14 protein-coding genes are annotated in these 13,715 nt (G+C 70.8%); 10 read left to right on the plus strand and 4 right to left on the minus strand.

All coding sequences use genetic code 11. The annotated features are described in order from the left end of the window. The first annotated feature begins 346 nt into the window (after positions 1-346). A complete protein-coding gene (locus ACZ68L_RS07705; protein WP_469575292.1) occupies positions 347-529 on the plus strand; it encodes a CsbD family protein in 183 nt (60 codons plus the stop codon). A 280-nt stretch (positions 530-809) separates the two neighbouring features. Here the strand turns inward: ACZ68L_RS07705 and ACZ68L_RS07710 are convergent, their stop codons facing one another. From ACZ68L_RS07710 to ACZ68L_RS07720, 3 genes are all read right to left on the minus strand, one after another. Continuing rightward, positions 810-1,688 carry a S1 family peptidase gene (locus ACZ68L_RS07710; protein ID WP_469574977.1) on the minus strand — a complete coding sequence of 293 codons (879 nt, stop codon included), beginning with the start codon at positions 1,686-1,688 and terminating at the stop codon, positions 810-812. 235 nt (positions 1,689-1,923) lie between these two features. Beyond that, entirely contained in the window at positions 1,924-2,790 is an 867-nt protein-coding gene (locus ACZ68L_RS07715; RefSeq protein WP_469574979.1) for an AraC family transcriptional regulator, read from the minus strand. 25 nt (positions 2,791-2,815) lie between these two features. Continuing rightward, positions 2,816-3,742 (minus strand): DUF3626 domain-containing protein, encoded by a 927-nt coding sequence (locus tag ACZ68L_RS07720; RefSeq protein ID WP_469574981.1) that lies wholly within the window; start codon positions 3,740-3,742, stop codon positions 2,816-2,818. Between the two features lie 137 nt (positions 3,743-3,879). Here ACZ68L_RS07720 and ACZ68L_RS07725 point away from each other — a divergent pair, with 137 nt between their 5' ends. Then, positions 3,880-4,092, plus strand: coding sequence for a DUF4287 domain-containing protein (locus ACZ68L_RS07725; RefSeq protein ID WP_469574983.1), 213 nt, complete (start codon positions 3,880-3,882; stop codon positions 4,090-4,092). A gap of 13 nt (positions 4,093-4,105) precedes the next feature. Here ACZ68L_RS07725 and ACZ68L_RS07730 read toward each other — a convergent pair whose 3' ends face one another. Then, complete coding sequence (locus ACZ68L_RS07730) at positions 4,106-4,453, minus strand: winged helix-turn-helix transcriptional regulator (RefSeq protein WP_469574985.1); 348 nt, start codon at positions 4,451-4,453, stop codon at positions 4,106-4,108. Positions 4,454-4,549: 96 nt separating this feature from the next. Between ACZ68L_RS07730 and ACZ68L_RS07735 the strand changes: the two genes are divergently transcribed. The 8 genes from ACZ68L_RS07735 to ACZ68L_RS07770 all read left to right on the plus strand — a co-directional run bounded on the left by ACZ68L_RS07735 (position 4,550) and on the right by ACZ68L_RS07770 (position 13,463). Continuing rightward, positions 4,550-5,431, plus strand: coding sequence for an NAD(P)-dependent oxidoreductase (locus tag ACZ68L_RS07735; protein ID WP_469574987.1), 882 nt, complete (start codon positions 4,550-4,552; stop codon positions 5,429-5,431). 26 nt (positions 5,432-5,457) lie between these two features. Next, complete coding sequence (locus tag ACZ68L_RS07740) at positions 5,458-6,315, plus strand: arylamine N-acetyltransferase family protein (RefSeq protein WP_469574989.1); 858 nt, start codon at positions 5,458-5,460, stop codon at positions 6,313-6,315. 357 nt (positions 6,316-6,672) lie between these two features. Next, a complete protein-coding gene (locus ACZ68L_RS07745) occupies positions 6,673-7,884 on the plus strand; it encodes a pyridoxal phosphate-dependent aminotransferase (protein ID WP_469574990.1) in 1,212 nt (403 codons plus the stop codon). Between the two features lie 102 nt (positions 7,885-7,986). Then, positions 7,987-8,400 carry an SCO4983 family protein gene (locus ACZ68L_RS07750; RefSeq protein WP_469574991.1) on the plus strand — a complete coding sequence of 138 codons (414 nt, stop codon included), beginning with the start codon at positions 7,987-7,989 and terminating at the stop codon, positions 8,398-8,400. A gap of 453 nt (positions 8,401-8,853) precedes the next feature. Beyond that, positions 8,854-9,957: a hypothetical protein gene (locus tag ACZ68L_RS07755; RefSeq protein ID WP_469575294.1), complete on the plus strand. Its 1,104-nt coding sequence runs from the start codon at positions 8,854-8,856 to the stop codon at positions 9,955-9,957. 29 nt (positions 9,958-9,986) lie between these two features. After that, positions 9,987-11,204, plus strand: coding sequence for a toxic anion resistance protein (locus ACZ68L_RS07760; protein ID WP_469574992.1), 1,218 nt, complete (start codon positions 9,987-9,989; stop codon positions 11,202-11,204). After that, a complete protein-coding gene (locus ACZ68L_RS07765) occupies positions 11,201-12,832 on the plus strand; it encodes a vWA domain-containing protein (RefSeq protein WP_469574993.1) in 1,632 nt (543 codons plus the stop codon). Before ACZ68L_RS07760 ends, ACZ68L_RS07765 begins: the two co-directional genes overlap by 4 nt. Further along, a complete protein-coding gene (locus ACZ68L_RS07770) occupies positions 12,819-13,463 on the plus strand; it encodes a hypothetical protein (RefSeq protein WP_469574995.1) in 645 nt (214 codons plus the stop codon). Before ACZ68L_RS07765 ends, ACZ68L_RS07770 begins: the two co-directional genes overlap by 14 nt. Positions 13,464-13,715 lie beyond the last annotated feature (252 nt).

Genomic DNA, 13,715 nt, shown 5'->3' on the forward strand with positions numbered 1-13,715 from the left:
GCCGTCGACGGGTCCGGGTGAGCCGTCTCGCGGTGTCCGGGTCCACGGAGCGGCGCGAGGGCGGGTAGAAGAACGCGAGGCAGGGGAACCATGAGTATCGGCCCTCCAGGGGAACCCTGAGTATCGGCCTCCTGACGCTCGCTCGTCCTGGACGTCGTCCGGCACTCCCGGCACATACACACCCGCCACTTTCTCCGCACCATCCGGATTCTCTCCGCGTCATTCGGCCATATAACCCTCATCGAAATCCGCTGTCCGATCACGCGAACACGTTTGGATCCACTCATTCCGGTCAGTAGCCTTGAGAGGAATCCTCGCCCTTCTTCCGAAGGACGGATGGGAAGTGATCGCTGTGGCCGCGAAACACAAAAAGGTCGATGCCAAGGCCGATCAGGTCAGGGGCAAGGTCAAGGAGACCCTCGGACGCGCGGTGGGCAATGAGAGCCTGACCGCGGAGGGACGCGCGAAGAAGGCCAAGGGCGACATGCGCCAGGCCAAGGAGAAGACCAAGGACGCCTTCAAGCGCTGATCCCGGCCCGTGGGGTCATCGGCGCGGACGACGGGACAGGGACCGGCCCGGGAATCCGGGATCCCGTCCGCGACGACGCGCGAGACCCGTTTTCGCTCCGATTTCTCGGCGACCGAAGAAAATCACGTTTCCCCTCGGCGCCGCGGAGAGGTCACGGAAAAGCCCGCCGAACTCCGGCGGGCTTTTCCGTGCGCGGTGCGATCCGATGCTGCGTGGCGCGGCGGGCCACCGCCGTCGATGCCTGAACGGCAGCGACGGCGACGGCGACGGGGTCACACACTCACGGCTTGGGCAGGGCACACCCCGGCCGGCTGAGGTCGAACTTGTTGCCGGTTCCGATGCACGGCACGATGCCGTAGGTCTCCTGGGCGTAGTTGATGCCCTGGCGCACCGTCACATTGCCGCTCTCGTCGACCTCGCACGGATTGTTGTCCGTGCACCGCTGGCCGTCCTCGTTGCCGGTGTTGTTGACGGCGACGACCTTGCCGGTCGCGTTGTCGATCACCGGGGAGCCGGACGTACCGCCGATGGTCTGGCAGGCGGAGGTGTAACGGACCGAGTCCTTCCAGGTCCACGCGCCTTCCTTGAGACGGTAGACGAATCCGTCCACGTTGCAGGCGTACGTGCGCTTCCAGTAGCCGGAGACGACGGTGATCGCCGTGCCCTGGACGGGGTGCGCGGTGTTGAGCTCCAGCGCCTTGATGCCGTAGCTGCTCTCGATCTGCGCGTAGGTGCGGGTGAGTTGGTACACCGATATGTCGGTGTCGGTCATCGTCCCGTACGCGATCTTGCTCGCCCGCAGGGTGCCTACGCCGCTGCCGGCGGCGTTCAGCAGGGTGAAGCTACGGGTGGACGGCTGGTCGAACACCACCTGGCCCGGTCCCGGGAACCCCGACTCCATGCAGTGCCCGTTGGAGAGCACGAGCGCGGGGTCGTTGGGCTGGGAGTCGGGCGTACGGACGACCGAGCCGGAACAGTTGCTGAGCGCGACGGTCCCGGCGAAGTTGACCGCCTTCGGCTTGATCTGTTCCTTGGGCTGGATCTGTGCCTTGACCGTGCCGGTCGCGGCCGCGTCGTGGCTGGTGGCCGCGGTCGCGGGTGCGATTCCCGCCCCGAGGAGCAGAACGGTGAAAAGCGCGCCGACGAGAGGCTTCTTCATGTGGGGGTCCCCTCCAGTGACCTGTGCAGGGCCCGAGTGGCCCCTGCGACCGAAGTTCCTTCGGTTTTGACATGCGCATGTTGGCGTACGCGAGGGGCCCCCACAAGGGGCGGTTTCCGGCCGCCCGGTCTCGGATTGCCCGACACCGGACCGCCCGGTGTCGGGCAATCCGGTGTCGGGCCGTCGGGTGTCGGGCCGTCGGGTGTCGGACCGTCCGACGTCGGGCCGTCCGGCCTCAGACCTTGGTGCGCTCCACCGGGATCCAGAGTTCCGCTTCAGCCTCTCCGCCGTCCTGCGACAGCCGGGTGCGCAGGATCTCGGGGCCGGGCCTGCTCCGGTACGGATTGGACGGGAACCACTGGGTGAACACGTCCCGCCACACGTACTGGAGCGCCTGCGGGAACGGCCCGGAGTTCCCGAAGACGGCCCAGGTGCCCGCCGGGACCACCAGTGCGTCCAGGTCCTCGGGCACGGCCGCGCCGGTCACCACGGCGTGGTAGTAGTCGAGTTCGGTCCCCTCCGCGCGGCCCTCGGCGAGGTTGTCGCTCACCGAGACGATTCCCTCCGGCTCCTGGTCGGACAGTTCCGCGATGCGCCGCACCGCCTCCGGGCCGATGCCCCTGATGAACTCGGCGATGGCCGGGTTCACCCCCTCGTGCACCAGAGGAACCCTCGCCTTCTTTCCGACCACACGGAACTCCTCCTTCTCCACGATCCGGTACCGCATGCTGCTGCTCCCTTCGACCACGAGGCGGAAGGACATCCGGGGCTGGGACCGCAGAACCGCGCCGGTCCGTCTGGCCTCGCCCGGACCGACACCGTGCATGGCCCGGAACGCCCGCGCGAACGCCTCTCCCGAGGTGTAGCCGTAGCGCACCGCGACCTCCAGCAGCGTCCGCTCGCCGGCCAGCACCTCGGCGCCCGCGAGCGTGAGCCGTCTGCGCCGGATGTACTCCGACAGCGGCATCCCGGCCAACGCCGAGAACATGCGCCGGAAGTGGTACTCCGACGTCATCGCGATCCGGGCCAGATCGGCCGCCTCGATCCTCTGGTCGAGACGGCCCTCGATGTGCTCCATGGCCTCGTTCAGCCGCTCCAGCACTCCGGACTCCTTCCCTTACGAGCACTCACGTGAGGAAGCGCGTGCCCCGTCGGACCCGACGATCCGTGCCCGGATCGGCCGGATCGGCCGGATCGGCCGGATCGGCCGGGTGGTGCGGCGGGGCGCCGAAGCGGGCCAGGCAGTGCCAGACCCTCTTGAGCGACTGCGCCTCGTACCGGCCGGCGCGGACGGCGTCCCCGACGATGCGCGGATCGAGCACACCGTCCTGCGCGATCTCGGCGCCGAGCTCGACGATCTCCGCGCCCCGGTAGCCGGGACGGCGCCGCAACTGCTCGACGGTCAGCCGGAATCCCGCGTGCCACTCCGTGCGGCAGGGGAGCCGGCCGGCCGCCGCCTCGACCGGTGTGGACCGGCATCCGGGGTCCAGCACCAGGGCCTCGACGTGGCGGTCGAGGAGGACCGGGCCATGGATCTGCGCCTCGATGTAGTCGTCGAGCGCGTCCCGGTCGTCGGCCTCGGCCAGTTCGACAAGGTGCGTACCGGAGGCGACACCGAAGTCCGTCGGCCCGACGGCGCTGTCCGGGTAGCAGAACGTGGCCCGAGGCAGGGTGTCCGCGTTCAGCCGGAAGTACGCGGAACCGAACCTCGGCGCCGCCCCGACGGCCTTCCGACGGAAGTTCAACGCGCCGTACACCGGCCGCTGTTCGGCGGGCGCGTCGTCGTACGCGCCGCCGAAGATCCGGCTCTCCCAGCGCCACCGGTCTCCGCCCGGGTGCGCGGTCAGGCCGCCGTTGCCGGTGCCGGTGACGAACTGCGACCGGTAGACACCGTCCTCGGCCAGCCGGTCCAGGATCGGCCGGCCGCCCACCAGCCGGTCCGGGTGGAAGTTCAGCGTGAGGGGCAGGTCGGGGTCGAGCGGCCGGCCCGCGGACCGGGACGCGACATGGCTCAGGGCCCGCGCCTGCGGCGACGGAGAAGGAACTGCGTTCACCGGCGCAGTGTGCCGGAGCGCGGTCCACCGCCGCACTCGGATTGCGAGCTGCCGACGGCGGCGGAAGCACGGCCCGGCCCGCCCGGCCGCCGGACATCGCCCGGTTGATCACCGTCGACGGTGGCAGAATGCCCGCCATGACTGATGCCGTGAGGGGCCCCGCAAGCTATTTCCCGTCGATCGAGAAGAAGTACGGCCGCCCGATCGCGGAGTGGAAGGACCTGATCCGGTCCTCCCCGCAGACCAAGCACGTGGACATCGTCAACTGGCTCAAATCCGCACACGGTTTGGGGCACGGACACGCCAACGCCCTGGTCGCGCACACGCTCGCCGAGGACAAGGGCGCGTAACCACGGGCACCCGTCAGGGCAGCGGCCGCTCGGCGTCCACGAGGACGTTCTCCCTTCCCCAGGCGCCGAGCGGTGCCAGCGCCTCGTTGAGCCCGAAGCCCAGCGGGGTCAGTGAGTACTCGACCCGCGGCGGCACCTCCGCATGCACCTCCCGGTGCACGATGCCGTCCTCTTCAAGCTCTCGCAGATGTGACGTGAGCACCTTCTCCGTCACCCCCGGCACCATCCTGCGCAGCTCGCCGAAGCGGCACACCCGCTCGTTGAGCGCCCAGAGGATCAGTACCTTCCACTTGCCGCCGATCACGTCCATCGCCGCGTCGATCCCGCAGACGTACGCCCCCGGCCTCCGTACGGTCCCCATGGTCCAGCCCTCCCACCTGCTCGCTCACCTGGCGGTAACCACCCACTCCGAAGTGCGTACTTGATCACTTCCGGGCCTGCGACAAGCCTAATCGGCATGACCGACAACGCAGGTGAGAAGTCGCCGCTCACTCTCCTCGGGCTCGGTGCCATGGGCACCGCGCTCGCTCGCGCCTGGCTCGCCGCCGGGCATCCGCTCACCGTCTGGAACCGCGGGCCGGGCCGTGCCGAGCCGCTCGCCGCGGACGGGGCACTCGCCGCCCCGACCGCCGCCGAGGCGGTGGCGGCGGGCGGGCTCGTCGTCACGTGCCTGCTCGACGACGCCTCGGTCGACGAGACCCTGACCGGCGTCGACCTGGCCGGAAAGGATCTGGTCGACCTCACCACGTCCACCCCCGACCGGGCCCGCGCCCGCGCCACCTGGGCCCGCGAGCGCGGGGCCCGCTTCCTGGACGGCGGAATCATGGCGGTCCCGCCGATGATCGGCGCCCCGGGCTCCGGCGCGTACGTCTTCTACAGCGGCTCCCGCGCCCTCTTCGACGCCCACCGCGACGTCCTGGCCGTACCGGCCGGCACCTCCTACGTCGGCGAGGACGCCGGATTCGCCGCCCTGCACGACGTGGCGCTGCTGAGTGCGATGTACGGGATGTTCGCCGGGGTCTCCCACGCCTTCGCCCTGATCCGCAAGGAGGACATCGACCCGGCGACTCTCGCCCCGCTGCTCGCCGACTGGCTCGTCGCCATGACGCCCTCCGTGCACACGTCCGCCGCCCAACTGGCCGACGGAGACTACACACGGGGGGTCGTCTCCAACCTCGCCATGCAGGTCGCGGGCAGTGCCACGCTGCTGCGCACTGCGGAGGAACAGGGCGTCAGCAGCGAGCTGCTGACGCCCTACCTGGCCCTGATGGGACGCCTCCTCGCGGACGGGCGGGGCAACGAGAGCACGACGGGCGTGGTGGACCTGCTGATCCGCTGACGCGCCCGTTTGCGTACGGTCGGCGCATGACATCCGACCACGCGGCCGATCACGGCCGACGCCCCGGCCCCGGCCTCGCTCTCGACGCCTATCTCGCCCGCATCGGCTGGACCGGGGAACGCCGGCCGACGGCGGAGGTACTGCGCTCCGTGCACCGTGCCCACGCGCTGGGCATCCCGTTCGAGAATCTGGACCCGGTCCTGGGCAGCGCGCCCTCGCTCGCGCTCGCGGACCTGGAGGCGAAGCTCGTACGCGGCCGGCGCGGCGGGTACTGCTACGAGCAGAACACGCTGCTGGCCGCCGCGCTGACCGCGCTCGGGTTCGAGATCACCCTGCTCTGCGCACGGGTGGTGCTGGGCGCCGGGCCCGGGGACGTACGGCCGCGGACCCACATGCTGATGCTGGCACGGGTGCCGGGCGGGCCGACCCCGTATCTGGCCGATGTCGGCTTCGGCGCCACCGGCTCGCTGCTGGAGCCGATCCCGCTGGTCGCGGACGCGGAGCTGCACGACGCCCCGCGCCGCCACCGGCTCGTGAACACTCCGCACGACGGGCCGCTGGAGCAGTGGGAGCTCCAGGCACTCACCGGCGACGGGGGGTGGGAGGCCCAGTACGCCTTCACGCTGGAGCCCTTCGAGGCACCGGACTACGAGGTCATCAACTGGCACATAGCGACCAATCCGCGCTCCCCGTTCCAGCACCAGGTGTACGTCCAGCGCACCGCCCCGGACGCGCATCTGTCGCTGACCGGCCGCACCCTCACGGTCACCGCGCACGACGGCACCCGCGAGGAACGGCGGCTGGCGAGCAACGACGAGGTGCTCCACGTGCTGGCGACCGACTTCGGCATCCACCTGCCCCCGGGCACACGACTGCCGGAGTGAGGTCACAGGGAACACGACTGCCGGAGTGACGTCGCGGGGCACACGACTGCCCGAGTGACGGGAGGAGCCGAGAGTGCGCCCCCCTCGCGAGGGCGCATGGGCGGGGGCGCGCCCTCTGCACGGCGCTCACCCCTCGAACACTTCCGCTCACGTGGCGCATCTCACCCGTCCGTCTCCGTCACGTCCCCGTTCCGGCCCTTTCCAAGCCCCGCCCCGTCCCCCACCGGCGTTCTCACGGTCCGGGGACGGTGGACGCATGGCTATGGAAGTCGGGCGGCGGCGCGTCGCGCACCCGGGTGGGGCAACCGGGTGCGGAAGGCCGGGCGGCCCGCGAAACACGGTCGTAAGCTCCCAGACATGCAGGTCATCCAGTCCACGAAGCTCGCCAATGTCTGTTACGAAATCCGGGGCCCTGTGCTGGAGGAGGCGATGCGGCTGGAAGCGGCCGGTCACCGCATCCTCAAGCTGAACACCGGCAACCCTGCCGCGTTCGGGTTCGAGTGCCCGCCCGAGATCCTCGAAGACATACTGCGCAACCTCGCCGGGGCGCACGGCTACGGCGACGCGAAGGGGCTGCTGTCCGCGCGGCGGGCGGTGATGCAGCACTACCAGACCAAGGGGATCGACCTCGATGTCGAGGACGTCTACCTGGGCAACGGCGTCTCCGAGCTGATCCAGATGTCGATGCAGGCGCTGCTCGACGACGGCGACGAGGTCCTCGTACCGGCCCCGGACTATCCGCTGTGGACCGCGTCGGTGTCGCTGGCCGGCGGTACGGCCGTGCACTACCGGTGCGACGAGCAGGCCGACTGGATGCCGGACCTCGCCGACATCGAGCGGAAGATCACCGACCGCACCAAGGCGATCGTGATCATCAACCCGAACAACCCGACAGGCGCCGTCTACGACGACGAGATGCTGCGCGGGCTGACGGAGATCGCCCGGCGCCACAACCTGGTCGTCTGCTCCGACGAGATCTACGACCGGATCCTGTACGACGGAGCGACCCACACCCCGACCGCGACGATCGCCCCCGATCTGATGGTGCTCACCTTCAACGGGCTCTCCAAGAACTACCGGGTGGCCGGGTACCGGTCCGGTTGGCTGGCGGTCTGCGGCCCGAAGGCGCACGCCTCCTCGTACATCGAGGGGCTGACGATCCTCGCCAATATGCGGCTCTGCGCCAATATGCCGTCGCAGCACGCCGTGGCCAGCGCGCTCGGCGGCCGGCAGTCGATCAACGAGCTGGTGCTGCCGGGCGGCCGCATCCTGGAGCAGCGGGATGTCGCGTACGACCTCCTGACCTCGATTCCGGGTGTGACCTGTGTGAAGCCGAAGGGGGCGCTGTATCTCTTCCCGCGCCTCGACCCCAAGGTCTACAAGATCAAGGACGACCGGCAGATGGTCCTCGACCTGCTGCGGGCCGAGAAGATCATGGTCGTGCACGGCACCGGGTTCAACTGGCCGGAGCCCGATCACTTCCGCGTCGTGACGCTGCCCTCGACCGAGGATCTGACGGACGCGGTGACCCGGATCGCGCACTTCCTGGACGGGTACGGGCAGCCGTGACGGGTGGCCGGCGGTTCCCTGGGTCATCCCGGAATCGATTGTGGACAACTTTAGACTGAATCCAAGCTAGGATGGTCCCACAGCAACACCAGGAGGCCATCCATGTACGAACCGATCCGCACCAAATCGGTCCACACACCGGCCGACCACGCCGACGACTTCCCGCACCGTTCCCGCGAGGAAGAGCTGGACATCCAGCTCGCCGGGCACCTGGCCGCGCTTCTCGCGGTCACCGACGAGCTGGACCTCGGTGTGGCGGGCGACCGCATCGCCGAGCAGGTCGCCAGGCTGCGCGGCGCGCCGCCCGCCCGGCACGCCGGTCGAACCGATGCACCCGCGCTCACGCTCCACCGCCGCGCGCACGCCCTCGCGGGCCGGGCACTGGTGGTGGCCGCGTCCCGTGCCGACACGGCCGTCGCGATCCTCGCGGCCGAGCGCATGGACGCCCACGCGGCGGCGGCCGACGCCGCCGACGCCGCCACCGCCGCCCCGTCGCGACTGGTCGGCGCCCTCTGACGGCCCCGGTCCACGGGCCGTCGAGGCGCGTGGACCGGGTGCCACCCATCCGTACCCTGGAGGCAGGACACCGGAGCGACCCGCTCCCGTTCCGCCTCCGTTTTCGTTGCGTACTGGGATGCTTAGGGCCCGCAAAGAATTAATGTGTGGGTTTTATGACTTGACATCGCAGGTCAGCGCGTCGCTCGCCCTCGTGTTGTTCATCTGCGGACCCTTACGGCCTCGCCCACGATTGGCAGTGGGAGAAGGAGCGGTGTCCGGGGCCTTCGAATCCAAGGCGGAGGAGGGAGTCGGATGGGGCCTCCCCTGCTCGAACGCAGCCGAGAGCTTGAGGAGGGAGCGTCGGCGACTGACGACAACGCCGGAGGCGGAGGCCCCGGACACCGCGACGCCGCTGACAATCGCGGGCGAGGCCGTTACTTCACCTCCCGTCCACCCAACTCCGCCTGGAATGTGGGTTTCCGCGAGCAGGCTTCGCGTGTGAGACGCATCGTGGGAATCGTCCTGGCGGTGCTGCTGATCGGCGGAGTGGCAGTAGCCGTCGCAGTGGGCCGCGACACCGGGGACACGAGCACGGCAACGAAGACCGTGCGTGGAGTGATCGGATCGGAGAAGGCCGAGTTCTTCGCCGATCCCGACGTGGTGAAGGCCCTTGCCGCCAAGGGGTTCACCGTCAAGGCGGAGACGTCCGGCTCCTGGGCCATGGATCAACTCCCCCTCAAGGGCCATGACTTCGCCTTCCCCGGCTCGCAGGCCCCGGCCGACGAGCTGCGGCGCAGGTTCTCCGTCAAGGGCGGACCGCTCAGGCCGTTCTACTCGCCACTGGTCGTCGTCGCGCACCGCGGCGCCGCTCAGGTGCTGGCGGACAACGGACTCGCGACGCTGAACGGAAAGGCCGGCGGCAAGCTGCTCATGGGCCCGTACCTCAGGGCCGCACGGGCGGACCAGACCTGGCAGCAGCTCAAGGGTGCCGAAAAGCACGCCGAGTTGACCGGGACGGTCTTCATCACCAGCACCGATCCCGTCTCGTCCAACTCCGGCGCGCTCTACCTCGCCGCGGCCTCATACGTCGCCGACGGCGGCCGGGTCGCCGCGGACGAGGCCGCGATCGACCGCACCGCACCGCTGCTGAAGAAGCTGATCCAGGTGCAGGGCGCGCAGCAGACCAGCAGCGACGCCCCGTTCAGGGACTTCATCAGCGGCGTCGGCAATCCGCTGGTCCTGGTGTACGAGTCGCAGGTCGCCTCGCTGCTGATGCAGCGGCAGGAGGCCGGGGACCTGGTTCTCCTCTACCCCGACACGACCGTCTCCAGCGACCACACCCTCGTCCCGCTGACCGGCGCCGGCCGGCGGCTGGGCGAGCTGCTCTCCACCGACCCGGAGCTGCGCGGGCTCGCCGTGCGGCACGGGTTCCGGCCCCAGGGTGCCGCGGCCGAGTTCACCGCCGCCACCAAGGGCCACACCGACTACATCGACCAACAGCTGACCGGGGTCCGTCAGGCGCCCGTGCCCACCGCCACGGTGCTGCGCGCGATGGCCCGGCGGACCCGCGGCTGATGGTCCACGCCTCCCGGGAGACCCCACCCATGACCCAAGAGCCCCAGCCGCCCGCCCTCACCCCGCCCGACGGGGCCGCCCCGCCCCTCGTCCTCACCCCGCCGGAGCCGGTCGCCCCGGTCCGCGCCGAGCAGGCCGCCGGTCTCGTACCGGTCGACGATTCGGTACGGGCGGAGATGACCCGCCGCGCCACCGAGTACATCGGCGGCCTCGCCGGGCTCGACGCCCGGTCGCCCGAGTTCTCCACCCGGATCGGGGAGATCACCGCGCTCGGGCAGGCCGACATCCGCGGCGCCGCCCAGCAGTCCAACCGGATGCTGGAGCGCACCGTCCGCTCGCTGTCCGGTTCCGGGGAGGGCGACGCGCAGACCCGGGTCGGCGCCTCCCTCGTCGAGCTGCGCCGCACGGTCGAGGACCTCGACCCGCGCGACACCCCGGGCCGCGGCGCCCGTCGGCTCCTGGCCAGGCTCCCGGGCGGCAACAGGCTCCGCGACCACGTCGCCAAGTACGCGTCCGCCCAGTCCACCCTGAACAGGATCGTGGGCTCGCTGCGCGGCGGGCAGGACGAGCTGCGCCGCGACAACGCCGCCCTGCACACCGAGCGCACCCGGCTCTGGGAGACCATGGGCAAACTCCAGGAGTACGCGGTTCTCACCGAGGCGCTGGACGGCGCCGTCGAGCAGCGCATCGCGGCGAGCGCGGCCACCGACCCGGTGCAGGCGGACGCACTGCGGGCCGATGTGCTCTTCCCCGTGCGGCAGAAGCACCAGGATCTGCTGACCCAGCTCGCGGTCTGCGCGCAGGGATACCTCGCGATGGATGTCGTACGCCGGAACAACGACGAACTCATCAGGGGCGTCGACCGGGCCGCGACCACCACCGTCTCCGCCCTGCGGATCGCCGTGATGCTGGCGTCGGCGCTGGAGAGCCAGCGCAAGGTGACCGAACAGGTGCAGGTGCTGCGCTCCACGACCGAGGACCTGATCCGCGGCAACGCGGAGATGCTCGCCGGCCAGAGCGGCGAGATCCAGCGCATCGCCGCCGATCCGGCGGTGGGCGCGGAGACGCTGTGTACGGCCTTCCAGCAGATCTACCGGACGCTCGACGCCATCGACACGTACAAGGTGCAGGCCACCGAGTCGATGGCGGCGACCGTGGAGTCGCTCTCCGCGGAACTCCAGCAGGCCGGCGCCCACTTGGCGCGCAGCCGGTCCGCCGGTGCCCTTGAGGGCGGGGGTCTCGGATGACGGGCCGTCCCCGGCGGCGGCTGAGACGGCTGCGGCGCCGGGTCGCCCGCTCGCTCGCCTCGCTGCTGGCCGTCGCCGCGCTCGTCCCGCTCGCCGCCTGCTCCGCGTCGGACGGCGGACCGTCCGGCGGTTCGACGAAGGACGACGGCGCCCCGCACCCCGGTACGCTGCGCGTCCTCGCCTCCAGTGAACTCACAGACATGAAACCGCTGTTGGAGCAGGCCCGGAAGGCGACCGGGATCACCGTGCGGCCCACCTGGACCGGCACGCTCGACGCCGTCGAACTGCTCGGGTCCGGCAAGGCCGACGGCGCCTACGACGCGGTGTGGCTGTCGTCGAACGACTATCTGCGGCTGCACCCGGACGCGGCCCGGCGCATCACGTCGGAGACCCCGCTGATGGCTTCGCCGGTCGCTCTCGGAGTCCGCCCGGCGACCGTGCGGCGGCTGGGCTGGAAGCCCTCGGACGTCACCTGGTCGCAGGTGCACCGAGCGGTCGACGAGGGCCGGCTGACGTACGGAATGACCGACCCGGTCCGTTCCAACTCCGGGTTCTCCGCTCTGGTTTCGGTGGCCTCCGGGCTCTCGGGCGCACAGTCCGCCCTGACCGACGCCGATGTGCGCGGGGCGAGCGGGAAGCTGAAGGAGTTCTTCGCGGGGCAGCGGCTGACCTCCGGCTCCTCGGGCTGGCTGGCCACCGCGTATGCCCGGCACGGCACGGTCGACGCGCTGATCAACTACGAGTCGGTGCTGCTCTCGCTCAACCGCGACCGTCGCACCGGGCTGACCGTGATCCGTCCCCGCGACGGGGTGGTGACCGCCGACTACCCGCTCAGCGCGCTGACCGCCGCCGCACCGGAGACGAAGGACTCGGTGCGCGCGCTGACGGCCTACTTCCGCACCCCGGCCGTTCAGCGGCAGTTGACCCGGCAGACGTTCCGCCGCCCGGTCGTGCCCTCGGTACGGCCCGCCGCGCCGCTCGCCGCCGAGGCTCGCCGCGAACTTCCGTTCCCCGGCTCGCGGTCGGTCGCCGACGGGCTGCTCCACTCGTACGAGAACAAGCTCCGCCGGCCCTCGCGCACCGTGTACGTCCTGGACACCTCCGGCTCGATGAACGGGGAGCGGCTGCGGCAGCTGAAGGCCGCACTGACCGGGCTGACCGGGGACTTCCGGGAGCGGGAGGAGGTCACGCTGCTGCCGTTCGGCTCGTCCGTGAAGCAGGTCCGTACGCATACGGTCGACCCCGCCGATCCGCAGCGGGGCCTGGCGGCGATCAAGGCGGACACCGCCGCGCTGACGGCGAGCGGCGAGACGGCGATCTATTCGAGTCTGGAGTCGGCCTACGAGCACCTCGGCCACAGCACCGAGTCCGCGTTCACCTCGGTGGTGCTGATGACGGACGGCGAGAACACGGCCGGCGCCACGGCCGACGGCTTCGCCTCCTACTACCGGTCGCTGCCCGCCGCGCGGCAGGCCACTCCGGTCTTCCCGGTCGTCTTCGGCGACTCGGACCGCGGCGAGCTGGACCGGATCGCCACGCTGACCGGCGGCCGGCTCTTCGACGCGACGAAGGACCAGGGGCCGGGCTCCCTGGACGGGGCGTTCGAGGAGATCCGTGGCTACCAGTAGGCCGCGGGGCGAGGCGCGGGGCAGGTCCGCGAACAGGGTCCTGGCCTACGTCGAATCGCGGAAGAACCTCACCGGGAGCGCCTGCGGGATCGCCGGCCTCGCCCTGACCTTCACCGGACTCGCGGGGGCGTACTGGCCGGTGGTGGTCGTCGGGCTGTACGGCGCGGGCGCGCTGATCGCACCTCCCGAGCGCCCGCCCGCCCCGGACTTCCCCGATCCGTCGTCCCGACTGGACGCGCTGCGGGACGACTTCGGGACCCTGCGGGCGTATCTGGACGAGGTGGAGCTGCCGCCCGCCGCGGCCGGCCGGCTCACCGAACTGACGGAGCTGCTGGCGGGGTTGCTCGCCCCGGGCTGGGTGTCCCAGGCGCTGGCCACCGACCCGGAGGGCGTCCACGCCCTGTCGCGCGCCGTGCACCAGGACATCCCGGAGTCGGTCGACACATTCGTACGGACCCGCTGGTGGACGCGGATCGCGCCCGGCACGGAACCGCCCGAGCGTCATCTGGAGCGGCAGCTGGCGCTGTTGCACCGGGAGGCGGAGGTCTTGGCGACGGCGTTGCGGGAGGCGGAGGCGCTGCGGCAGCAGACCCACACCCGGTATCTGGAGGACCGGGGCCACAACGGGTAGCGCGGTGGGGCGGCGGTCCGGGTGACGGCCCGGACCGCCGCAGCGCGGCCGGCGTCGCCGCTATGCGTCCATGGTGCCGGATCTCGTTCAACTGAGTCCCCCCCCAGGCCCGGTTGGCCCCCGGCCGGCTCGACCGGAGGCGATGTGGAGGAACATCGAAGCGTTGTGGAGGTATTGCGCGCAAGGATATGGCGATGCCCGGACGTTCTTTATAAAAGGGGCGGGAAAGGGTGACCCCCGGAACCGTGAGGG

This window comes from Streptomyces sp. NPDC104309, assembly GCF_055584025.1.